The organism is Streptomyces sp. NPDC087906 (genome assembly GCF_055584925.1).
Window position 1 is genome coordinate 432,266 of record NZ_JBVJLC010000001.1, and the last position, 23,455, is coordinate 455,720.

Below are 23,455 nucleotides of genomic sequence, written 5' to 3' on the forward strand. Positions count from 1 at the left end.
TTCAGGCTTGAGTGGAATAGACTCAACTTTGCGTACGCTGAGACTGTCAGGCCCAGTGGAGACGTGGACACCCCAGCAAGATCCGCGCAAGGAGGAGAGAGCGCACGTGGACGCCGAGCTGACCAACAGGAGCCGGGACGCGATCAACGCGGCCAGCAGCCGCGCCGTATCGGCAGGACACCCCGATCTGACCCCAGCACATCTGCTGCTCGCCCTGCTCGAAGGGCAGGACAACGAGAACATCATCGACCTGCTGGCGGCGGTCGATGCCGACCTGGCCGCTGTACGGTCAGGGGCGGAACGGCTGCTGGCCGGACAGCCCAGCGTGACCGGCTCCACCGTCGCGCCGCCGCAGCCCGACCGGGAGACGCTGGCCGTCGTCGCCGACGCCGCGCAGCGCGCGAAGGAGCTGGGGGACGAATACCTCTCCACCGAGCATCTGCTCATCGGGATCGCCGCCAAGGGCGGTCGCGCCGGGGAACTGCTGCAGCAGCAGGGGGCCTCGGCCAGGAAACTGCTGGACGCGTTCGAGAAGGCAAGGGGAGGGCGCCGGGTGAGCACACCCGACCCGGAGGGTCAGTACAAGGCTCTGGAGAAGTTCGGCACCGATTTCACCGCCGCGGCCCGCGAGGGCAAGCTGGACCCGGTCATCGGCCGGGACCACGAGATCCGGCGCGTGGTGCAGGTGCTGTCACGCCGTACGAAGAACAACCCGGTGCTGATCGGCGAGCCCGGCGTCGGCAAGACGGCCGTCGTCGAGGGGCTGGCGCAGCGCATCGTCAAAGGCGACGTACCGGAGTCGCTGAAGAACAAGCGCCTGGTCTCGCTCGACCTCGGCGCGATGGTCGCCGGCGCCAAGTACCGGGGCGAGTTCGAGGAGCGGCTGAAGACCGTCCTCTCCGAGATCAAGGAGAGCGACGGGCAGATCATCACCTTCATCGACGAGCTGCACACCGTCGTCGGCGCGGGCGCGGGCGGTGACTCCGCGATGGACGCGGGCAACATGCTCAAGCCGATGCTGGCCCGCGGCGAGCTGCGGATGGTCGGCGCGACGACGCTGGACGAGTACCGCGAGCGGATCGAGAAGGACGCGGCGCTGGAGCGGCGCTTCCAGCAGGTGCTGGTCGCCGAGCCGAGCGTCGAGGACACCATCGCGATCCTGCGCGGGCTCAAGGGCCGCTACGAGGCCCACCACAAGGTGCAGATCGCTGACGCGTCGCTGGTCGCCGCCGCCGCGCTGTCCGACCGGTACATCACCTCGCGCTTCCTGCCCGACAAGGCCATCGACCTCGTGGACGAGGCGGCGTCCCGGCTGCGGATGGAGATCGACTCGTCCCCGCTGGAGATCGACGAGCTGCAGCGCTCCGTCGACCGGCTGCGGATGGAGGAGCTGGCCCTCAAGAACGAGTCGGACCCCGCGTCCAAGCAGCGCCTGGAGAAGCTGCGCCGCGACCTCGCCGACCGCGAGGAGGAGCTGCGCGGCCTCAACGCCCGCTGGGAGAAGGAGAAAGAGGGCCTCAACCGCGTCGGTGAGCTGAAGGAACAGCTCGACGACCTGCGCGGCCAGGCCGAACGCGCCCAGCGCGACGGCGACTTCGACACCGCCTCCAAGCTGCTGTACGGGGAGATTCCGGGCCTGGAGCGCGAGTTGGAGGAGGCGGCGGAGGCGGAGCAGGAAGCTGCTCTGGACACCATGGTCAAGGAGGAGGTCGGCCCGGACGACATCGCGGACGTGGTCGGCGCCTGGACCGGTATCCCGGCCGGCCGGCTGCTGGAGGGGGAGACGCAGAAGCTGCTGCGGATGGAGCAGGAGCTGGGCAAGCGGCTGATCGGCCAGACCGAGGCCGTACGGGCCGTCTCCGACGCCGTGCGCCGCACCCGGGCCGGCATCGCCGACCCGGACCGCCCGACCGGCTCGTTCCTCTTCCTCGGCCCGACCGGTGTCGGCAAGACCGAACTGGCCAAGGCGCTCGCCGACTTCCTCTTCGACGACGAGCGGGCCATGGTCCGTATCGACATGAGCGAGTACGGCGAGAAGCACTCGGTGGCCCGGCTCGTCGGCGCGCCTCCCGGCTACGTCGGGTACGAGGAGGGCGGCCAGCTCACCGAGGCCGTCAGGCGCCGCCCGTACTCCGTCGTCCTGCTGGACGAGGTCGAGAAGGCCCACCCCGAGGTCTTCGACGTCCTGCTCCAGGTCCTGGACGACGGCCGGCTCACCGACGGGCAGGGCCGTACGGTCGACTTCCGCAACACGATCCTGGTCCTGACGTCGAACCTCGGCAGCCAGTACCTGGTCGACCCGCTGCCGTCGGAGGAGACCAAGAAGCAGCAGGTGCTGGAGCTGGTCCGGTCGTCCTTCAAGCCCGAGTTCCTGAACCGGCTGGACGACCTGGTGGTCTTCTCGGCCCTGGCCAAGGAGGAGCTGGCGGAGATCGCCCGGCTCCAGATCGACCGGCTCGCCAAGCGCCTCGCCGAACGCAGGCTCACCCTGGACGTCACCCCGGAGGCGCTGTCCTGGCTGGCCGTGGAGGGCATGGACCCGGCGTACGGCGCGCGGCCGCTGCGCCGGCTGATCCAGACGGCGATCGGCGACCAGCTCGCCAAGGAGATCCTGGCGGGCGAGATCAAGGACGGCGACACGGTGCGGGTGGACCGGTTCGACGACGGGCTGATCGTGGGCCCGACGACGGGGGCCGATGCGCCGCCCGCCACGGAGGCCCCGGTGGAGAGCCCGCCGAAGACGCTCTGACGGCGGCCGCCGCGAGGCGCGGCCGCCGCGAGGCGCGGCCACCACGGGGCGCGGCCACCACGGGTCGGACACAGCCCGACACGGGCCGCATGCTCCGGGTGGGCCTGGGCAGGCGACGGGAGACTGTCCCTGCCCCGGCCCACAGCCGAGCGGCGCCGACCGGGCTTGCCACTCCCCGCCCGCGATGGGGGAGGATGGCAGGAACCGTACGAAGGGAATTCTCGGTGAGCATCGACCCGTCCTCGATTCCGAATTTCGGGGGCCAGCCCCAACCGCAGGCTGCAGGACCGGCGGGCCCCGTCGTCCCCGACCAGGATCTGGTCAAGCAGCTCCTCGAACAGATGGAGCTGAAGTACGTAGTCGACGACGAGGGTGACCTCGCGGCGCCGTGGGAGGAATTCCGTACGTACTTCATGTTCCGCGGCGAGGACGACCAGCAGGTCTTCTCGGTGCGGACGTTCTACGACCGGCCGCACCCCATGGGTGACAAGGCCAAGATCCTCGACGCGATCGACGACTGGAACCGCCGCACCCTGTGGCCCAAGGTCTACAGCCACGTCCACGAGGAGGGCGACGGCCCGCCCACCGTCCGCCTCATCGGCGAGGCCCAGATGCTGATCGGCACGGGCGTGAGCCTGGAGCACTTCGTGTCCTCCACGGTGAGCTGGGTCCGCGCCTCCATCGAGTTCGACAAGTGGCTCGTGGAGCAGTTCGGCCTGGAACCGGGCGACGAAAAGCCCGAAGACGTCTGACCGACGCGGAACCACACCCCGGCCGGGGCGCCGATCACCACGATCGGCGCCCCGGCCGGGTTTTTTCCGCCCGAATCCTTTCCGCCCGAATCCTTTCCGCCCGGTTCGTTTCGGCCCGTGGTCCGCTCAGGGCGCGAGTGTCTTGAGGCGGGTGGCTGCTTCCGTCAGGACGTCGGTGCGTTTGCAGAAGGCGAAGCGGACGAAGGGGGCTCCCTGGTCGCGGTGGTCGTAGAAGACCGCGTTGGGGACGGCCACCACGCCGCAGCGGTCCGGGAGGGCTCGGCAGAAGGCGAAGCCGTCCGTTTCGCCCAGGGGGCGGATGTCGGTGGTGACGAAGTACGTGCCGGCCGGGCGGTAGACGTCGAAGCCGGCCGCTGTCAGGCCCGCCGACAGCAGGTCGCGTTTGGCGCGGAGGTCGGTGCGGAGGTCGTCGAAGTAGCTGTCAGGCAGGCGCAGGGCCTCGGCCACGGCGTACTGGAAGGGGCCAGCCGAGACGTACGTCAGGAACTGCTTGGCCGCTCGTACCGTCGTGACCAGTTCCGGGGTGCTCGTCACCCAGCCGACCTTCCAGCCGGTGAACGAGAACGTCTTGCCGGCCGAGCTGATCGTGACCGTGCGCTCGCGCATGCCGGGGAAGGTGGCGATCGGGAGGTGTTCGCCGTCGAAGACCAGGTGCTCGTAGACCTCGTCGGTCACCACCAGCAGGTCGCGCTCGACGGCGAGTTCGGCGATCGCGGCCAGTTCGGCGCGGGTGAGGACGGTGCCGGTCGGGTTGTGCGGGGTGTTGAGCAGGATCAGCCGGGTGTTGTCGGTGACCGCGTCCCGCAGCTCGTCCAGGTCCAGGTGGTACGCGCCGTCGCGGGGGCGCAGCGTGACGGGGACGCGTACGCCGCCCGCCATGCCGATGCAGGCCGCGTACGAGTCGTAGTACGGCTCAAGGGCGATGACCTCGTCGCCCGGCTCGACCAGGGCGAGCAGCGCGGCGGCGACCGCCTCGGTGGCGCCCGCGGTGACCAGGACCTCGGTGTCCGGGTCGAACGCCAGGTCGTAGCGCCGCTGTTGGTGGTCGGCGACGGCGGCGCGCAGCTCAGGGACGCCGGGGCCCGGCGGGTACTGGTTGCCCTTGCCGTCGCGCAGGGTGCGTACCGCGGCCTCCCTGATCTCCTCGGGGCCGTCGGTGTCGGGGAAGCCCTGGCCGAGGTTGATCGCGCCGGTGCGCACGGCGAGCGCGGACATCTCGGCGAAGATCGTCGTGCCGAACTCGGTGAGTCGGCGGTTGAGCAGCGGGCGCCGTCCCGGATCGCGTGCGGTCATGGCGGCCATCCTGTGCCGAACCTCTGTAGTTGCTCAAGTCAGCTTTCGGTGCGCCGGGCCCTGGGGACAACCCAGTCAGTCAGGAAGCCGGCCCGATCCGGAGCCGGTACGGCGGGGTCACGGGGGCTTCGCTGCGGGGGGACGGAAGGACGGTGAGGACGATGGCACTGGGACTGGTGGTAGTACTGGTCGCGGTCGCGTTCATCGGATTCGTGGCGAAGCTCGGCGGTCGCGACAGTTCGCGGCGCGGGCCGATGAGGAAAGGCGCGAAGCGCCGCTCAAGTAACCGGAGCTGGTGGGCGGGGAGCGGGTCCGGCGCGGGGGCGTCGTACTACACCCAGAACGACGCGGGCTCCGGCGGGCATGCGGGCGGTCACTCCGGTGGCCATTCCGGTGGTCATTCCTGCGGCGGTGGTCATTCCTGCGGTGGCGGCTCGTCCTGCGGGGGCGGTTCGTCCTGCGGCGGCGGCGGGGGATGCGGCGGAAGCGGCTGACACGGGGCAGCCGATCCGCGGTGCCGAGGACGACGCCCGGCGGAGGTCAACCTCCGCCGGGCATCGCCCTGTCGGGGTGCCGGCGGCGGGGAACAGATGAACCGCACCACCCCCGAGGGGATGGAAACCCCGTCAAGTTGGGTAAAAACGCTGTGAGCCCGGCACACTTCATGATTCCCTCGCAGTTGAGAGCCTCCAGCCCTCGGACCTCACGCGGAGCCGAGCAGGCGATCTCCCCACAGTTCCCTCGCTAGTTCGTCGCTCATCCTTCCGGGATGCCGCCGGTCCATCCGTCAAGCGTGTCTGCGGAGCCGACCCATGCTCACGACCCTCAATACCGCCTACACCGACACCCGCGCCGCCGATCTGGCCTGGGCGTTGGGCCGGGATCCGCTGCCGGCGCTCGCCGTCCTCGATCTCGACCTGAGCGGAGCGAGACTCCAGCTCAGACTGCTCGGCGCCTCCCACCAGGTCCTGCTGGAGGAGCGGCGCGGCGCCTGTTCGGAGACCGTCGCCTGCATCCCCGGCAGCAGTACGCCGCTGCCGCTCGGTGTCTCCGAGCGACTCGGCGAATGGGAGTACGAATTCGCCGCCCGCGTCGAGACGCTGTCGACCGGCTCCTTCGCCGGCCGGGCGCAGGAACTGCTCGCGCTGGTCGCCGACCACCCGAACGGGCTCGCCGGCACCTTCCCCGGCTCGCCGCACGCCTTCACGGCGATGCTGGCGCAGCGCGACGAGGACGGCTCAGGCGGGGTGCGGTGGCGCACGTGGCACGCGTACCCGCAGGAGGGCCAGCTCGTCGTCACCCGCACCCGGCTGGGCGCGCGTATGCCCGCGATGCTGTAGTTACACCCTTGTGGGTGACAAACGGCACGTGCATCGTGACGTAGCGTTACCGACATGATCGAGCAGGTCGAGCACGTCGAGCAGATGGAGCAGCCCGGGGGGTCGCCGTCCCGCGGTGGGGCGCGGCTGCCCGTGCGCGCCGACGCCGGCCGGTTCCTGATCCTCATGGTCGTCTTCGTCTGCGCCGCCTGCGGACTGGTGTACGAGCTGGAGCTGGTCGCCCTCGCGTCGTATCTGATCGGCGATTCCGTCACGCAGGCCTCGGTCGTGCTGTCCACGATGGTCTTCGCGATGGGGATCGGCTCGCTGCTCGCCAAGCGGCTGCGGCTGCGCGCCGCCGTCGGCTTCGCCCTGGTCGAGTCCGCCCTCGCGCTGCTCGGCGGCTGCTCGGCGATCGTGCTCTACGCGAGCTTCGCGTGGATAGGCGAGTCCCGGATCGCGCTCGTCGGCTTCTCCCTGGGCATCGGCGTGCTCATCGGCGCCGAGATCCCGCTGCTGATGACGCTGATCCAGCGGGTCTCCAGACAGGACCCCGGCGGGACCGTCGCCGACCTGTTCGCCGCCGACTACGTGGGCGCGCTCGTCGGCGGACTCGCCTTCCCGTTCCTGCTGCTGCCCTGGCTCGGCCAGCTCACCGGCGCGCTGGTGACCGGCGCCGTCAATGTCGTCGCGGGCGGCGCGCTGGTGCTCTGGGTCTTCGGCCACGACCTGACGCCCCGCTCGCGCTGGCTGCTGCTCACCGCGAACGTGCTGGTGCTGTCCGTGCTGGGCGCGGCGATGTGCCTCGTCGGCGACTTCGAACGGGCCGCGCGGCGCGCGGTCTACGGCGACCGGGTGCGCGTCGCCGTCCACACCGACGTGCAGGAGGTCGTGCTCACCGGCAGCAGGCGCGGACCGCTCGACCTGTATCTGGACGGCCGGCTGCGGGTCAGCGGGCGCGACGAGTACCGCTACCACGAAGCCCTCGTGCACCCGGCGATGCGCGGGCCGCACGCGCGCGTGCTGATCCTCGGCGGCGGCGACGGACTCGCCGCCCGCGAGGTCCTGCGGTACGGCGACGTCCGCTCGGTCACCCTCGTCGAGCTGGACCCCGGCGTGGTCCGGCTGGCCCGTACGGACCCCGCGCTGACCGAGCTGAACGCGCACGCGTACCGCGATCCGCGGTTGCACCCGGTGAGCGCCGACGCGTTCGCCTGGCTGCGCGACGACCGGCGCGAGACGTACGACGTGATCATCTCGGATCTGCCCAACCCCGGGATCACCCCCAGCACGAAGCTGTACTCGGAGGAGTTCTACGGACTCGCGAGCCGGGTCCTCGCCCCCGGCGGCAGGCTCGCCGTCCACACAGGCTCGCTCAGCGGCCAGCCACGGGCGTACTGGACCGTGGACGCGACGCTGCGCGCCGCGGGCTTCAGCACCAGCCCCTATCGCGCCACAGGACGGGACGCGGGCTTCGCCGCCGGGCCCGATCGGGCGAAGCCGGGCCGGCAGGTCGCGGGCGACTGGGGATTCATCCTCGCCTCGAAGGCCCCGCACCCGCCGCCGCTCGGCCTCGCCCCCGGCGCGCCACGGCTGCGGTCGGTCTCGGGCCCCGTGCTGCGGGCCGACGGCAGGGCGGCCGAGCGCACCCGGCTGCCGGGCCTCGCCCCTTCGACGCTGGTGCATCCGCGCTACACGGGCTGACGGGGGACGACCGGCTGAGTAGGCTCGTTTGTCATGGACCATGAGGTGTTCGTTCCGGTTCCGGCAGAGACCCTCCGGCAGACGCTGCGGGACCCCGCCCGGGTCGCAAGCTGTCTGCCAGGGCTCCAGCAGGACGCCGACGATGCGGCGGGGCAGCTCGCCGGCCGCCTCAAGGTGCGTATCGGCGGCCACACCATCACCTACCGGGGCACCCTGACCGTCACGGAGCAGGACGGGGTCTTCTCGCTCGTCGGCGAGGGCACGGAGGCGCGCGGCTCGGGCTCCGCCCGGGTGACGCTGACGATCCGGCCCACGGAGGCTCCGGAGCAGGGCGGCACGCTGCTGGCCCTGCGGGGCGAGACGGACGCCAAGGGCCGGCTGTCCGAGCTGCCGCCCGACAAGGCGGAGGCGGCCGGGCGCCGGCTGCTGGACCGGTTCGCCGCGCGGCTGACGGAGGAGTCGACGGACGGGACGGCCGGGGGCGGGGGCGGAGTCGGGTCTGCGGCAGGTGCCGGCGCCGTACCGGAGCAGGCCGCCGAAACCGATGCCTCTGCCGATGCCGGTGCCGGTGCCGGTGCCGGTGATTCGCCGGCCGACCTCACGGCGGCCGACGACGTGGACGAGCCCGGGGCCGGTGCCGCCGAGGTCCCCGGCGAGATCCCTGACATTCCCGGCGAGCTTCCGGGCGAGATTCCCGAAGTCCCCGACGCGCCACGGGACTCCGTCTTCGACACGCCTGTGCCGCAGCCGCCCCTCGACGGCGAGACCACCTCGGGCGAGGGCGACTTCCACCTCCCGGACGACCTCGACGGCGGGGCGTTCGACTCCGACGAGCCGCCCGCCGAGGCCGCGCACGCCCGGCGCACCATGATCGGCCGCAGCGCCGAGGAGGTCGACCACGCGCCGCCGCGCGGCCGTTACGCGCCCGTGCCGGCCCCCGAGGCCGTCGGCGCGCGCGCCACCCTCCGCTGGGTCGGGCCGGCGGCCGCGCTCGCGCTCGCCTCGGCCGTGGTGGTCGGACGGGCGCTCAGGCGCCGCAGGTAGCCGGGTAACCTCATGGCGTGAGCAGCGAAGAGAGCATCCGGCTGGCGGCGGGCGACGCCGAGTTGACCATCGATCCGGCCAACGGCTGCCGGATCAGCGGCCTGCGGGTCGGCGGCACCGAACTGCTGCGCCAGGGCGAGCGGTTCGGCTGCTTCCCGATGGTGCCGTGGTGCGGGCGGATCGGGAACGGCCAGTTCCGCAACGGCGGGGTGACGCATCAGATGCCCCTCAACTCTCCGCCGCACGCCATTCACGGCACCGGCCGCGACACCGCCTGGCGCACCGAGCGCCGGGACGAGAGCGCCGCGGTGTGCACGTACGAGCTGGCGGAGCCCTGGCCGTACACCGGCAAGGTCACCCAGACCTTCCACCTCACCGACGACTCCCTCACGCTCGGCATGGGCGTCGAGACGTACGACACGTCGTTCCCCGCGCAGGCCGGCTGGCACCCGTGGTTCCTGCGCGACCTCGGTGACGGGGGTGAGAAGGCGCGGCTCGACTTCACCGCCGGCTGGCAGGAGGAGCGGGGCGCCGACCATCTGCCGACGGGCCGCCGGATCGATCCGCGGCCGGGCCCGTGGGACGACTGCTTCGGCTTCCCCGACGGCGTCGATGTCACGCTCACCTGGCCGGGGCGGCTGGAGCTGAAGGTGACCAGCCGCGAGGAGTGGGCCGTGCTCTACGACGAGCAGGACGAGGCCGTCTGCGTGGAGGCCCAGACCGGGCCGCCGAACGGGCTGAACACGCTGCCCCGGCTCGTCACCCCCGTCGAGCCGCTGGAGATCACCGCGACCTGGAGCTGGCGCCGGCTCTGACCGGTGGGGCGGCGAGGCGGCGACCGGTAGGGCGGCGAGGCGGCGACCGGTGGGGCGGCGAGGCTCCGACGGCCGGGCCGCGGGCCCGGTCGTAAGCTCAGGGCCATGACTGACGTACGGGCCAAGCTGCTCCAACTGATCAAGGACATCGCCGTGGTGCACGGCAAAGTGACCCTCTCCTCCGGGCTAGAGGCCGACTGGTACATCGATCTGCGCCGGATCACGCTGGACGGCCACGCCGCCCCGCTGGTCGGCCAGGTCATGCTCGACGCCACGGCGGAGCTGGACTTCGACTGCGTGGGCGGTCTGACGCTCGGCGCCGACCCCGTCGCGACCTCGATGCTGCACGCGTCGGCCGCCCGCGGGAAGCGGCTGGACGCCTTCGTCGTCCGCAAGGCGCAGAAGGCGCACGGGATGCAGCGCCGGATCGAGGGCACCGACGTCAAGGGCCGCCGCTGCCTGGTCGTCGAGGACACGTCGACCACCGGCGGCTCGCCGCTGACCGCCGTCGAGGCCGTACGGGAAGCCGGCGGCGAGGTCGTGGCGGTCGCGGTCATCGTGGAGCGGGGCGCGGCCCCGGCTGTCGCGGAGGCCGGACTGCCGTACGTGAACGTGTACTCGGTCGAGGAGCTGGGACTCGGCTGACCCGGTCCACCTGGCCGGCCCCGCCGCCTCGGTCGACCTGGCCGAGCTGGTCATTTCGTACGGCCGGGGCTGTTTCACGTGAAACAGCCCGGAGCCAGGTGGAGCCCGTACGAGAGTCTGGAAAGATGGGGGTGACGATGATGTCGCCGCCCAGGTCAGGGACAAGCACCGCACACCCATAGATCGCATAGGAGCCGACCCATGCCCATCGCAACCCCCGAGGTCTACAACGAGATGCTCGACCGGGCGAAGGCAGGCAAGTTCGCCTACCCGGCCATCAATGTGACTTCGTCCCAGACCCTGCACGCCGCGCTGCGCGGTTTCGCCGAGGCCGAGAGTGACGGCATCATCCAGATGTCCACGGGTGGTGCGGAGTTCCTCGGCGGGCAGTACAACAAGGACATGGTGACCGGCGCCGTCGCGCTCGCCGAGTTCGCGCATGTCGTCGCGACCAAGTACGACATCACGGTCGCGCTGCACACCGACCACTGCCCCAAGGACAAGCTGGACGGCTATGTCCGCCCGCTGCTCGACATTTCCGCCGAGCGCGTCCAGGCCGGCCGCAACCCGCTCTTCCAGTCGCACATGTGGGACGGCTCGGCCGAGACCCTGGCCGACAACCTCGCCATCGGCGAGGAGCTGCTCGCCAAGGCCGCCGCCGCCAAGATCATCCTTGAGGTCGAGATCACCCCGACCGGCGGCGAGGAGGACGGCGTCAGCCACGAGATCAACGACTCGCTCTACACGACGGTCGACGACGCGCTGCGCACCGCCGAGGCGCTCGGCCTGGGCGAGAAGGGCCGCTACCTGCTGGCCGCCTCCTTCGGCAACGTCCACGGTGTCTACAAGCCGGGCAACGTCGTGCTCCGCCCCGAGCTGCTGAAGGACCTCCAGGAGGGCGTCAGCGCCAAGTACGGCAAGCCGGCCGGCAGCGAGCCGTTCGACTTCGTCTTCCACGGCGGCTCGGGCTCGTCCGCCGAGGAGATCGCCACCGCGCTGGAGAACGGCGTCGTGAAGATGAACCTCGACACCGACACCCAGTACGCCTTCACCCGCCCCGTCGTGGACCACGCGTTCCGCAACTACGACGGTGTGCTGAAGGTCGACGGCGAGGTCGGCGACAAGAAGACCTACGACCCGCGCACCTGGGGCAAGCTGGCCGAGGCCGGCATGGCCAAGCGCGTCACCGAGGCGTGTGCCGCGCTGCGCTCCACCGGCACCCGGCTCAAGTAGCTTCCCGCAGGCTCTGCCGGGGAATTGAGCAAGAGACCCGCACACCGGGCCCGGCGCCTTCTGGCGCCGGGCCCGCGCCATGTCCGCTGGAGGATCACCATGGGCTACGACTTCGACACCCCCGTCGACCGGCACGGCACCTGGTGTGTCCAGTGGGACGGCGTCGCCGAGCGGTTCGGCGTGGACGGGCTGCTGCCGTTCACCATCTCCGACATGGACTTCCGGTCGCCGCCCGAGGTGCTCGACGCGCTCCAGCGCCGCGTCGCACACGGGGTGTTCGGCTACACGGACTGGCGCAACGAGGACTTCCTGTCCGCGATCGCGCACTGGTCCAAGACCCGGTACGGCACCGACATCGCCGCCGACGGCGCCGTCGCGACCAGCCGCGTGGTGTACGCGCCGTCCGTGCTCAACCAGCTCTCGCAGTTGCTGCGGATGTGGACCGAGCCGGGGGACGGTGTCGTCGTCCACACCCCCACCTACGACGGCTTCCGCAAGGCCCTGACCGGACTCGGCCGCGAGCTGCGCGGCGTACCCGTCGGTGACACGGCCGCCCTGGAGCGGCAGCTCGCCCGCCCCGACAGCAAGATCCTGCTGCTGTGTTCGCCGCACAACCCCACCGGGCGGGTGTGGACGGAGGCCGAGCTGACGCTGTTCGCGGAGCTGGCGGCGGCGCACGGCGTCGCCGTCGTCAGCGACGAGATCCACGCCGACTTCGTCCACCCGGACTTCGCACCGCCCGGCACCCGCCATCTGCCGTGGACCCGGTTCGGCAGCGGCCGGTGGGCGCTGATCACGGCCGCCACGAAGTCGTTCAACTTCGCCGCGCTGAGCGGCTCGTACGGCATCATCGGCGACCCCGACGACCACGCGGCCTTCCTCAGCCGCATGTACACCGGCGAAGGGCTCGCCTCGCCCGCCGTCCTCTCGCTGACCGCGCACATCGCCGCGTACCGCGCGGGCGCCCCCTGGCTGGACGCGCTCAACGCGTACGTCGAGGACAACCTGCGCATGGTCGCCGACCGGCTGGCCGCCGCCTTCCCGGAACTCGGCTGGCGGCCGCCGCAGGCCGGCTATCTCGCCTGGCTCGACCTGCGGCCCCTGGGCATCGACGACGACGCGCTCCAGCGGGAGCTGATCGAGCGCCAGAAGGTCGCGATCATGCCGGGCTCGGTCTACGGGTGCAACGGCTTCCTGCGGTTCAACGTGGGCTGCCCGCGCGCCAAGGCCGAGCAGGGCATGGACGCCCTCATCAGGGCCCTGCGACGGCTCAGGCCCTGAGCCTCGACGCCGCCTCCCCGGCCCTGACGGGGTCCCTTTGGGTACGAGGAAGAGGATGATGCGCCCATGGATATCCGCCTGTCATCGGCCAAGGGCCGTTGGGTCATCCTCACGACGGTGCTCGGCTCCAGCATGGCGCTGCTGGACTCCACCGTCGTCAACGTCGCGCTGCCGCACATCGGTGACGACCTGCACGCCGATCTGCCGGCGCTCCAGTGGACCGTCAACGCGTACATGCTCACGCTGGCCGGGCTCATCCTGCTCGGCGGCTCGCTCGGTGACCGGTACGGGCGGCGGCGGGTGTTCGTGTTCGGCGTCGTCTGGTTCGCGCTCGGCTCGCTGCTGTGCGGCATCGCGCCGAACGTGGGGGTGCTGATCGTGGCGCGCGCCCTCCAGGGCATCGGCGGCGCGCTGCTCACCCCGGGATCCCTGGCGCTGATCCAGGCGAGCTTCCACCCCGACGACCGGGCGCGGGCCGTCGGCGTCTGGTCGGGGCTCGGCGGGGTCGGCGCCGCGATCGGGCCGTTCGTCGGCGGGTGGCTGGTCGACGGACCCGGCTGGCGCTGGGTGTTCCTGATCAATCTGCCGCTGGCCGCCGTGTGCGTGCCGGTCGCGCTCCGGCACGTACCGGAGTCCCGGGACCCGGCGCACCACGGCCGGTTCGACGTGGGCGGCGCGGTGCTCGCCGCTGCGGCGCTCGGACTCGTCACCTACTCGCTGATCGCCAAGGTCTGGTGGGCGGGGGTGCTGGGCGTGCTCGTCGGCGCGGTCTTCGTGCTGGTCGAGAAGCGGCGGCCGGACCCCATGCTGCCGCTCGGCATCTTCAGGTCGCGCCAGTTCACGGCGGTGAACCTGGTGACGCTGTGCGTGTACGCGGCGTTCGGCGGGTTCTTCTTCCTCGTCACGCTCCAGCTCCAGGTCGTCGTGGGCTACTCGGCGCTCGGCGCCGGTACGGCGCTGCTGCCGACGACCGTGCTGATGCTGCTGTTCTCGGCGCGCTCCGGGCAGCTCGCTTCGAAGATCGGGCCGCGTATCCCGCTGACGGTCGGGCCGCTGCTGTGCGCCACCGGCATGCTGCTGATGCTGCGCGTCGGCGAGCACGCCTCGTACCTCCCCGACATCCTGCCCGCGCTGGTGGTGCAGGGCGTCGGCATGGTGACCCTCGTCGCGCCGCTGACGGCGACGGTCCTCGCGTCCGTGGAGACCGGCCGGGCGGGTCTCGCCAGCGGCGTCAACAACGCGGCCGCGCGCGCCGCGGGACTGATCGCGGTCGCCGCGCTGCCGCTGCTGGCGGGCATGGGCCCCGAGGCGTACCACTCGGCGAAGGAGTTCGGGGACACGTTCCGCCGGGCGATGCCGATCTGCGCCGGGGTGCTGGTGGTGGGCGCGGTGATCGCGTTCGCGACGGTACGTACCCGGTTGCTCGAACCCGACGAGCCGCACGGGCGGAGCGAGCCGGAGTGCCGGATCCACTGCGGGGTCGCCGGGCCGCCGCTCGAACCGGTGCGGCGGCTCCGGGCAACCGGCGGACCTGGCCGCGAATCGGTCCAGGACCTGTGACACTAGAGCCCATGGCCATTCACAAAGACCTCCTGGGGGGACCGCCCCCCACCGAGCTGCCCGACGACCCCGAACCGCGCGAACTGCTCGCGAACGGGACGTCGCCCGCCGATGTCGCAGCGAAGTACCCGACCTCCTCACTGGCCTGGGCCCGGCTCGCCGACGACGCGTTCGAGGGCGGCCGGGTCGTCGAGTCGTACGCGTACGCCAGGACCGGCTACCACCGCGGGCTCGACGCGCTGCGCAGGGCCGGCTGGAAGGGCCACGGCCCGGTGCCGTGGGAGCACGAGCCGAACCGCGGCTTCCTGCGCGCCCTGCACGCGCTCGCGCGCGCCGCGCAGTCGATCGGCGAGCAGGAGGAGTACGAGCGCTGCTCGACGTTCCTGCGCGATTCGTCGCCCGCGGCTGCCGACACCCTGGGCTGACCGGCGGCTGACGCGCCGTCCTGCCGGACCGCTGACCGGCTGACCGGCGGGTCGAACGGCTGACCGGCTGACCGGCCGGTCGATCGGCTGCAACGAAGATCGTTCCTGAACGGTTGCGTGATCAACCTATCGAGGGCCCCGCCCGTCTTTTCATCCGGGCGCGGGCCTTCGGTCCGTTCAGGGGAGGTCCGGCATGGTCGGCATGGGGAACGAGTCTCGGGCAGTCCGATGGCGCGCGGTGCGGCGACGGGGCGTGGCCCGCCGCACGCAGGCCGTGCGCTGCGGTCTGCTCGCCCTGCTGTGCCTGCTCGTCGTCACCATGTGCGGCGGGGCGCATGCCGCGCTGCCGGGCGGCGGGCAGCAGCCGGTCTTCGTCACCGCCCGGTCGGACGGCGCCCCGACGGGCTCCGGCCCGCTGCGCCGCTACTCCGTCGAGGTCGAGGAGGGCGCCGGGATATCCGCCGAGGCCGCGGCTGCCGACATCGAGCGCATCCTCGCCGACCCGCGGAGCTGGGCCGCGCACGGCCGCGGCACCTTCCAGCTCGTCTCCTCCCGGGCCGACTTCACCATCAGGATCGCCACTCCCGCCGGCGCGGACCGGCTCTGCCTCGCCCAGGGCCTGGACACCGGCGGCGAGCTGAACTGCGAGACGACGGCCGGTGTCGTGGTGAATCTGCGGCGCTGGACACAGGGCTCGCCGACCTTCGACGGGCCGCCCGCCGCGTACCGGCATCTGATCATCAACCACGAGGTCGGACACGAGATCGGCATTCGCCAGCATCTGGGCTGCGCGGGCCCCGGCAAGCTCGCGCCGGTGATGATGCAGCAGATCAAGGGGCTCGACGGATGCCGCGCCAATGCCTGGCCCTACGACGACTACGGCACGTACATCACAGGTCCGGCGCGCTGAGCTGCCTGCCTTTATGATGCGAAGCAGGGGACCGGGGCTCCGAAACCGAAGGGATGGGGCGGACCGCTACCCGGAAGCGATTCCGAGGAGACAGCCATGCCGCACGACCCGACGCCGGAACCGGCGCAGGACCCCGAGACCCCCAATCTGGACTTCGCCGGCACCACGCCGTACGAGGACTACGTCCAGGCGGACACCCTCACCCATCTCCAGCATCTGCTCTCCGACGACCCCGGCGAGATGGTCTTCCTCGTCACCACCCAGGTCATGGAGCTGTGGTTCACGGTCATCGTCCACGAGTGGGAGACCGCGTCGCGCGCGCTGCGCGAGGACCGTACGCAGGTCGCCGTCGACGCGTTGAAGCGCTCCGTGCGCGAGCTGGAGGCGCTCAACGCCTCGTGGAAGCCGCTCGGCCAACTGACGCCCGCTCAGTTCAACTCGTACCGCGGCTCGTTGGGCGAGGGGTCCGGCTTCCAGTCGGCGATGTACCGGCGGATGGAGTTCCTGCTCGGCGAGAAGTCGGCGGGGATGCTCGTACCGCACCGGGGCGCGCCGCGCGTGCACGCCGAGTTGGAGAAGGCGCTGCACGAACCGAGCGTGTACGACGAGGTGGTGCGGCTGCTCGCCCGGCGCGGGCTGCCCGTACCCGCCGCCGTCCTCGACCGCGACCTGTCGCTCAAGTACGAGCCGTCGCCCGAGGTCGAGGCGATCTGGGCCGGTGTGTACGCCGACCCGGACCAGCATTCCGAACTGATCAGACTGGGAGAGGCGTTGACGGACGTCGGCGAGTTGGTGTGGCGATGGCGCAACGACCATCTGGTGGCGACCCGCCGCGCGATGGGCTCCAAGACCGGCACGGGCGGCTCCGCCGGGGTCGCCTGGCTGGAGAAGCGCGCCACGAAGAACGTGTTCCCCGAGCTGTGGACGGCGCGCAGCCATGTCTGACTCCCGCGCGGCCGATCCGGCCGTCCCCGCCCCCGGCCCGGCCGCCCCCGCCGCCCTCGCCGCCCCCGGCCGGGCGGCCTCCACCGTCCCCGGCCGGGCGGCCTCTACCGTCCCCGGCCGGGCGGCCTCCACCGTCCCCGGCCGGGCGGCCTCCACCGTCCCGCCCGTCCCGGCTGCCTCCGCCCTCGCGGCACGCGCCGCCGAACTCGACGCCGCCGACGAACTCGCCTCCTGCCGTGAGCTGTTCGCGCTCGAACCGGACGCGGTCTATCTCGACGGCAACTCCCTCGGCGCGCTGCCGAGGAACGTTCCCGAGCGGGTCCAGGACGTCATCACCCGCCAGTGGGGCGAGCTGCGCATCCGCTCCTGGGACGAGAGCGGCTGGTGGACGGCGCCCGAGCGGATCGGCGACCGCATCGCGCCGCTCGTCGGCGCGGGTCAGGGCCGGATCGTGGTCGGTGACTCGACCAGTGTGAACGTCTTCAAGGCGCTGATGGGCGCCGTACGGCTGCTCGACCCCGCCGACCCGGCGCGGGACGAGATCGTCGTGGACGCCACGACCTTCCCCACCGACGGCTACATCGCCCGCTCGGTCGCACGGATGACCGGCATGCCGCTCGTCCCCGTCGACCCGGCCGAACTGCCGGGCTCGCTCGGCCCCCGTACGGCCGTCGTCCTGGTCAACCACGCGGACTTCCGCACCGGCCGGCTGCACGACCTGGCCGGACTCACCGAGGCCGTGCACGAAGCGGGCGGCCTCGCCGTCTGGGACCTGTGCCACAGCGCGGGCGCGCTGCCGGTCGGGCTCGACGAGCACGGCGTGGACCTCGCGGTCGGCTGCACGTACAAGTTCCTGAACGGCGGCCCCGGTTCGCCCGCCTTCCTGTACGTCGCCGAGCGCCACCAGGAGCGGTTCGACTCGCCGCTGCCCGGCTGGAACTCGCACGCGGACCCGTTCGCGATGGCGCAGGACTTCACGGCGGCGGACGGCGCCGTGCGGGGCCGGGTCGGTACGCCCGACATCCTCTCCATGCTGGCGCTCGAAGCGGCGCTCGACGTGTGGGACGGCGTGAGCATCGACGCCGTACGGGCCAAGAGCCTGGCGCTGACGGACTTCTTCCTGGAGTGCGTGACGGCGTACGCCCCCGCGGACAGGGTCAGTTCGCTGACCCCGGCCGCCCACGCCGAACGCGGCAGCCAGGTCGCCCTGCGCTGCGCCGAGGCGCCGGCCGTGATGGCCGCGCTCATCGAGCGCGGGGTGGTCGGCGACCTGCGCAGGCCGGACGTGCTGCGGTTCGGCTTCACGCCGCTGTACGTGGGGTTCGCGGACGCGGAGCGCGCGGCGCGGACGCTGGGCGAGGTGCTGCGGGAGATCCCGGCGGCGGGTTAGGGCCTCTCAGGGTTGGCGGGGTGTGGCGGTGCGGTGTGCGGTGCGGTGCGGGGTGTGGCGGGATCTTGATGAGTGGCGGCGTTCCCGCCACTCGCCGGAGGTGGCCGCGGTCGGCAGGATCGTCGCTATGACGAACACACAGTTCACCCCGCTCACCCCGCCCGCTTCCACGGTCACCGCCGTCCCGCCCGCCGAATCCGCCGCCGCCCTCGCGCACTTCGCCGCCCGGCTGTCCTTCGAGGCGGACGTCAGTGACGTCCACGCCGACCTGGAGGCGCACGCCCCCGGCCTGGTCGTCGTCGACTCGCGCAGCACCGAGGCCTGGGACCAGGGGCATCTGCCGGGCGCCGTCCATCTGCCCACCGCCGAGATCGCGGCTCGCGCCGCCGACGTCGTACCGGCGGGCGCGGTCGTCGTGACGTACTGCTGGGGCCCCGGCTGCAACGGCGCCACCCGCGCGGCGCTGGCGTTCGCCCGGCTCGGCATACCGGTCAAGGAGATGATCGGCGGGTACGAGTACTGGGTGCGCGAGGGCTTCGCCGTACGGACCGCCGACGGTGTCGAGCGGCGGCCCGTGGACGAGCTGACCGCGCCGCGCGGCGCCATCTCCTGCGGCTGCTGACAGCGGGAAGCGGCCCGCCCCTGCCTGGACGCTGCGAGTGCCCCCGCGTGGCTGATACCGTCCCCGCTGGTCAGATCAATTCGGCCGCCGTACCGAAAGGTTGGAGCACCATGCCGGATCCAGCGGGGCGCGATCCCGTCGCTCTCGACGCCGCCGAGAGCGAGTCGCTCTTCTCGCATCCGGCCGTCCTGCCCGATGCGAGCGCCGCGTACGGCGAGCACCCCGATCAGGTGATCGACTTCTACGCGCCGCGCGGCGGCCAGGAGCGGGTGCCGCTCGTCGTCGTGCTGCACGGCGGCGCCTGGCGCTCACCGTACGACCGCGTGCACCTGTCCCCGTTCGCCGACTTCCTCGCGCGGCGCGGTTTCGCCGTCGCCAACGTGGAGTACCGGCGCGGCTCGGGGCTGCCGCACCAGGACACCGACGCACCGGTCGCCGGGCGCTGGCCCGAGACGTTCGACGACGTGGCGGCGGCGCTGGACGCGCTGCCCGCGCTCGTCGGCGCCGCCCTGCCGCAGGCCGACGTACGGCGGACCGTGCTGACCGGGCACTCCGCCGGCGGCCACCTCGCGCTGTGGGCCGCCGCCCGGCACGTACTGCCCGAGGGCTCGCCCTGGCGGCTGCCCGCCGCGCCGCCGCTGCGCGGGGTCGTCGCGCTGGCGCCGATCGCGGATCTGACGAGCGCGGTCGACCTCGACGTGTGCGGTGGGGCGATCGGGCAACTGCTGGGTGACGGGCCGGAGTTCAAACGGCGCAAGGAGAGCGCGGACCCGGCGGCCCTGCTGCCCACCGGGATCGCCACCGCCGTGGTGCACGGCAGGGAGGACATCACCGTGCCGTCGGCCGTGTCCGACGCGTTCGTGGCGGCGGCGGCAGGCGCGGGGGAGATGGTCGGGCTGACGCTGCTGGACGACGTCGGCCATTTCCCGCTGATCGACCCGGCGGCCGACGCGTGCGCGGTGGTGGCGGAGGAGCTGGCGCAGCTCGCGTGGTGAAGCCGGTGGCGGACGGAATGTGACCGCAAGTCTTCCTATGGTGTCTGCATGACGAACCACGCGAATGCGACCAGCGGTACTCATAACGGCAAAACGGATGACCCCCAGACCGTCCTCGTCACCGGAGCGACCGGCACCGTCGGCCGGCAGGTCGTCGCCGAGCTGCTGGGCCGCGGCCACACCGTACGCGCGCTGACCCGTGACCCGGCGCGGGTGGCGGCGGCCGGTCTGCCGGCCGAGGTCGAGATCGTACGGGGCGACCTCACCGACCCCGCGGGCCTCGGGCCCGCCCTGGACGGCGCCACCGGACTGCATCTGATCACCTTCGGCGGCGACCTCTTCGCCTCGCTGGAGACCGGACTTGAGATCGCGGAACTGGCGGAGAAGTCGGGGGTGCGCAGGGCCACCGTCCTGTTCGGCGGCGGTCAGACCCCGCTCCAGCAGGCCGTCGAGGCCAGCGGGCTCGACTGGACGGTGCTGATGCCGGTCGAGTTCATGGCCAACGCGCTGGAGTGGGCCGACACGATCCGCACCGAGGACACCGTGCGCGAACCGTTCGCCGACCGGCAGAGCGCCATGGTCCACGAGGCGGACATCGGCGCCGTCGCCGCGGTCGCGCTGACGGAGGAAGGCCACGCGGGCCACCGGTATCTGCTCACCGGGCCCGAGGTGCTGACCGTCCGCGACAAGACGGAGGCGCTGGCGGCGGCGCGGGGGCGGGCGATCACGCTCGTGGAGCTGACCGAGTGGGAGGCGCGCGAGCGCTGGATCGCGGACGGGAAGCCGCGCGAGGTGGTCGACTTCCTGCTGGGCGTCTTCGCGGACACACCTCCGGAGGGACGCACGGTCGTGCGAACGGTGGAGGAGGTCACGGGCCGCCCGGCCCGCACGTTCGCGCAGTGGGCGCGCGAGCACGCGGCGAAGTTCGGGGGCGCGGGCGGTGGGGCGTGACGGAGGGGTGAGGGTGCGCCGGGCGGCGTGACGTGTGGGCAGGCGGGGGCGGTGCCATGACGTACGCGGGCCGGTGTCTGGCACCGGCCCGCATGCGCCTATGCGCAGAGGTGCGTACCGAACGGCTGGCGTGCAGCCCCGGGGCCTGGCTCTGCTCGCGTGGCGCGTGTGCCCGGTGTCTGGCACCGGCCCGCACGCGGGGTGCTGTGGACGATCTCCGGGTGGTGCCCGGTGCGTCGGCCCGCGTGACGCGCCGCGCACCGGCGCGTACCGGGCTGCGTGGCGTGTGCGTCCCGCGTCTGGCACCGGCCCGTACGCCGGGTGCTGTGGACGATCTCCGCGTGGTGTCCGGTGCGTCGGACCGTGTGACGCGCCGCGCAGAGGTGCATACCGAACGGCCGGCGGGCAGGCCTCGGGGCCTGGCGCCGCTCGCGTGGCGCGGGTGGCCGGGGGCCCCTGGCGTGGGGCGTGGGGCGTGGGGCGTGGGTGCTTCGGGGGCGTGACGTGTGCGGCCGGTTCTGGCACCGGGCCGTGCGTCGGCCCGCGTGACGCGCCGCGCACAGGCGCGTACCGGGCTCGTGGCGTGTGCGCCCGGTCCCGGGCGGGGCTCGGCGTCGTCCCGTACGGGGCCCCGGCGCCCGGCACCCGCCCGCGTGACGCGATTCACGCGCGCGTACCGCCGGCCCGCGTCGCGCGTGGCGGGGCTGAGGGGGGACGTGTCCGCGCCACGTAGTACCTGGGACGGAGGCGGCAGGATCCGCTTCGCTGGTGACGACCCCGGCCGCCCCGGCCCCTACCGTTGCAGTGTGACCGAGACAGATACCGGGAAGACCCGGAGCCCCGAGTTCCGCCTGGCCGCCGACACCGTCGCCGGTCTGCGCCAGGGCCTCTTCCACGACGCCTTCGCCTACCGGCCGCTCGCGCCGCTGCGGGCGGACGGCCCGATCGTCCGCAGGCTGCCGCCCCGGATACGCGAAGGCGCCGTCTGGACGCCGCACGCGGTGATCATGTTCGGCGCGCTGGTGGTGCTGCTCGGCGGCTTCGCCGCCGGCTCGCCGATGGTCGGCCTGCTCGCCGCCGCACCCGTGCTGCTCACGCTGGCCAGGCCGGTGGGTGCCTGGTGGCTGGCGCTCGGGGTCTCGGCGGTGACGTACCTGTTCTACCCGGACGGCGGGATGCCGTGGACGCCCGCCCCCTTCGTCGCGTACCTGATCGTGATCACCGTGGTCGCCGCCCGTACCCGGCCGCGTACCGCCGCCTGGATGTGGGTGCTGACCGCGGTGTACGGGCTGTTCTCCGAGGCGTTCCTCGGGCGGGGGTACTACGGCTCGTCGACGGCCGCGCCCATGCTCTTCCTCTCCGCGCTCGCCCTGCTGACGGTCACGGCGCTGCACATCCGCAGGAACGCGGTGCGGGAGGTCGCGGCCCAGCAGAGCGTCACCGCCGTCGAACGCGACCGGCGCACGCTGCTGGAGGAGCGCACCACCATCGCGCGCGAACTGCACGACGTGGTCGCGCACCACATGTCGGTCGTCGCGATCCAGGCCGAGGCGGCTCCGTACCGCGTCGAGAACCCGCCGCCCGAGCTGGAGCAGGCGTTCGCCACGATCCGCGAGAACGCGGTGGCGGCGCTGACGGAGCTGCGCCGCGTCCTCGGTGTCGTACGGGCGGAGGACTACCAGGCGCCCGACGCCCCGCAGCCCACCCTGGCCGAGCTGGACGGGCTGCTGGCGAACGTCGGCGAGGCGGGTCTGACCGTACGCAAGACGATCACCGGTGCGGTGCGGGAGCTGCCGCAGGGCGTGGAGCTGTCGGCGTACCGCATCGTGCAGGAGGCGCTCAGCAACACGCTCCGGCACGCGCCGGGGTCGACGGCGGACGTCGAGGTCAGCTACGTGCTCGGCGGGCTCGGCCTGCGGATCGTGAACACGCCGCCGCAGGGTCCGGTCAAGCCGTCGCCGGGGGCGGGGCACGGGATCACCGGGATGCGGGAGCGGGTGACGATGCTGAACGGCGAGATGACGGCGGAGCCGACGCAGGACGGCGGGTACGAGGTCACGGCGTTCATCCCGGTCCCGAAGGCCGAGCGGGACGTGAAGGCCGAGCGGGACGAGAGCGCGCAGCGCGGGGAGGCGTCGTCATGACGATCCGGGTACTGATCGTCGACGACCAGGTGATGGTCCGCGAGGGCTTCTCCGTACTGCTGAACGCGATGCCCGACATCGAGGTGGTGGGCGAGGCGGTGAACGGCCGCGAGGCCGTCACCCAGGTCGCCGCGCTCCACCCCGACGTGGTGCTGATGGACATCCGCATGCCGGAACTGAACGGCATCGACGCGACCCGCGAGATCGTCGCGGCGGATGCGGCGGCGAAGGTGCTGGTCCTGACCACCTTCGACCTGGACGAGTACGTCTACCAGGCGCTGCGCGCGGGCGCTTCCGGCTTCCTGCTGAAGGACGCGTCGGCGCGCCAACTGGCCGACGGCGTACGGGTGGTGGCGTCCGGCGAGGCCCTGCTCGCCCCCACGGTCACCCGCCGCCTGATCACGGAGTTCTCCCGCCTGGCGGAAACCCCCCGCGCCCCGGCGCTGGCCCGGGTCGGCGATCTGACGGAGCGCGAGACGGAGGTGCTGGTGCTGATCGCCCAGGGCCTGTCGAACGCGGAGATCGCGGAGCACCTGGTGGTGGCGGAGTCCACGATCAAGACGCATGTGAGCCGCGTCCTGGTGAAACTGGGCCTGCGCGACCGCACGCAGGCGGCGGTGTTCGCGTACGAGGCGCGGCTGGTGACGCCGGCGTGAC

20 protein-coding genes are annotated in these 23,455 nt (G+C 72.4%); 19 read left to right on the plus strand and 1 reads right to left on the minus strand.

Annotated elements, in window-relative coordinates:
• Positions 1–106 precede the first annotated feature (106 nt).
• Both clpB and ACZ63I_RS01885 read left to right on the plus strand, forming a co-directional pair.
• Entirely contained in the window at positions 107–2,749 is a 2,643-nt protein-coding gene (gene clpB / locus ACZ63I_RS01880) for an ATP-dependent chaperone ClpB (RefSeq protein WP_469334388.1), read from the plus strand.
• Positions 2,750–2,973: 224 nt separating this feature from the next.
• Positions 2,974–3,501: a type III secretion system chaperone family protein gene (locus ACZ63I_RS01885; RefSeq protein WP_041987803.1), complete on the plus strand. Its 528-nt coding sequence runs from the start codon at positions 2,974–2,976 to the stop codon at positions 3,499–3,501.
• A 126-nt stretch (positions 3,502–3,627) separates the two neighbouring features.
• On the opposite strand, the gene ACZ63I_RS01890 is transcribed toward ACZ63I_RS01885, so the two are convergent.
• Entirely contained in the window at positions 3,628–4,815 is a 1,188-nt protein-coding gene (locus tag ACZ63I_RS01890; protein ID WP_469334390.1) for a pyridoxal phosphate-dependent aminotransferase, read from the minus strand.
• 812 nt (positions 4,816–5,627) lie between these two features.
• Between ACZ63I_RS01890 and ACZ63I_RS01895 the strand changes: the two genes are divergently transcribed.
• The 17 genes from ACZ63I_RS01895 to ACZ63I_RS01975 all read left to right on the plus strand — a co-directional run bounded on the left by ACZ63I_RS01895 (position 5,628) and on the right by ACZ63I_RS01975 (position 23,454).
• Positions 5,628–6,155, plus strand: coding sequence for a DUF2617 family protein (locus tag ACZ63I_RS01895; RefSeq protein ID WP_469334392.1), 528 nt, complete (start codon positions 5,628–5,630; stop codon positions 6,153–6,155).
• 54 nt (positions 6,156–6,209) lie between these two features.
• The gene (locus ACZ63I_RS01900; RefSeq protein ID WP_469334394.1) at positions 6,210–7,838 is read left to right on the plus strand and encodes a polyamine aminopropyltransferase; all 1,629 of its coding nucleotides are present in this window, start codon (positions 6,210–6,212) and stop codon (positions 7,836–7,838) included.
• Positions 7,839–7,871: 33 nt separating this feature from the next.
• A complete protein-coding gene (locus tag ACZ63I_RS01905) occupies positions 7,872–8,882 on the plus strand; it encodes an SRPBCC domain-containing protein (protein ID WP_469334396.1) in 1,011 nt (336 codons plus the stop codon).
• A gap of 17 nt (positions 8,883–8,899) precedes the next feature.
• The gene (locus ACZ63I_RS01910) at positions 8,900–9,697 is read left to right on the plus strand and encodes an aldose epimerase family protein (protein WP_469334398.1); all 798 of its coding nucleotides are present in this window, start codon (positions 8,900–8,902) and stop codon (positions 9,695–9,697) included.
• A 105-nt stretch (positions 9,698–9,802) separates the two neighbouring features.
• On the plus strand, positions 9,803–10,342 hold the full coding sequence (pyrE, locus tag ACZ63I_RS01915) for an orotate phosphoribosyltransferase (protein WP_469334400.1): 540 nt from the start codon (positions 9,803–9,805) through the stop codon (positions 10,340–10,342).
• A 201-nt stretch (positions 10,343–10,543) separates the two neighbouring features.
• A complete protein-coding gene (gene fbaA / locus ACZ63I_RS01920) occupies positions 10,544–11,575 on the plus strand; it encodes a class II fructose-bisphosphate aldolase (protein WP_469334402.1) in 1,032 nt (343 codons plus the stop codon).
• A 99-nt stretch (positions 11,576–11,674) separates the two neighbouring features.
• The gene (locus ACZ63I_RS01925; protein ID WP_469334404.1) at positions 11,675–12,856 is read left to right on the plus strand and encodes a MalY/PatB family protein; all 1,182 of its coding nucleotides are present in this window, start codon (positions 11,675–11,677) and stop codon (positions 12,854–12,856) included.
• A 66-nt stretch (positions 12,857–12,922) separates the two neighbouring features.
• Positions 12,923–14,416: an MFS transporter gene (locus ACZ63I_RS01930; protein ID WP_469334406.1), complete on the plus strand. Its 1,494-nt coding sequence runs from the start codon at positions 12,923–12,925 to the stop codon at positions 14,414–14,416.
• Positions 14,417–14,427: 11 nt separating this feature from the next.
• On the plus strand, positions 14,428–14,841 hold the full coding sequence (locus tag ACZ63I_RS01935) for a DUF3151 domain-containing protein (RefSeq protein WP_469334408.1): 414 nt from the start codon (positions 14,428–14,430) through the stop codon (positions 14,839–14,841).
• A gap of 253 nt (positions 14,842–15,094) precedes the next feature.
• Positions 15,095–15,751, plus strand: coding sequence for a DUF3152 domain-containing protein (locus ACZ63I_RS01940; protein ID WP_469334410.1), 657 nt, complete (start codon positions 15,095–15,097; stop codon positions 15,749–15,751).
• 96 nt (positions 15,752–15,847) lie between these two features.
• Positions 15,848–16,696 carry a tryptophan 2,3-dioxygenase gene (locus ACZ63I_RS01945; RefSeq protein WP_469334412.1) on the plus strand — a complete coding sequence of 283 codons (849 nt, stop codon included), beginning with the start codon at positions 15,848–15,850 and terminating at the stop codon, positions 16,694–16,696.
• Positions 16,689–18,086: a kynureninase gene (gene kynU / locus ACZ63I_RS01950; protein ID WP_469334414.1), complete on the plus strand. Its 1,398-nt coding sequence runs from the start codon at positions 16,689–16,691 to the stop codon at positions 18,084–18,086. Before ACZ63I_RS01945 ends, kynU begins: the two co-directional genes overlap by 8 nt.
• Positions 18,087–18,213: 127 nt before the next feature.
• Complete coding sequence (locus tag ACZ63I_RS01955; protein WP_469334416.1) at positions 18,214–18,708, plus strand: rhodanese-like domain-containing protein; 495 nt, start codon at positions 18,214–18,216, stop codon at positions 18,706–18,708.
• A 110-nt stretch (positions 18,709–18,818) separates the two neighbouring features.
• A complete protein-coding gene (locus ACZ63I_RS01960; RefSeq protein ID WP_469334418.1) occupies positions 18,819–19,703 on the plus strand; it encodes an alpha/beta hydrolase in 885 nt (294 codons plus the stop codon).
• Between the two features lie 48 nt (positions 19,704–19,751).
• A complete protein-coding gene (locus ACZ63I_RS01965; protein WP_469334420.1) occupies positions 19,752–20,654 on the plus strand; it encodes an NmrA family NAD(P)-binding protein in 903 nt (300 codons plus the stop codon).
• A gap of 806 nt (positions 20,655–21,460) precedes the next feature.
• Positions 21,461–22,798 (plus strand): sensor histidine kinase, encoded by a 1,338-nt coding sequence (locus ACZ63I_RS01970; RefSeq protein ID WP_469334422.1) that lies wholly within the window; start codon positions 21,461–21,463, stop codon positions 22,796–22,798.
• Positions 22,795–23,454 (plus strand): response regulator, encoded by a 660-nt coding sequence (locus ACZ63I_RS01975; protein ID WP_469334424.1) that lies wholly within the window; start codon positions 22,795–22,797, stop codon positions 23,452–23,454. The genes ACZ63I_RS01970 and ACZ63I_RS01975 overlap by 4 nt, the downstream gene beginning before the upstream one ends.
• Position 23,455: the final 1 nt, after the last annotated feature.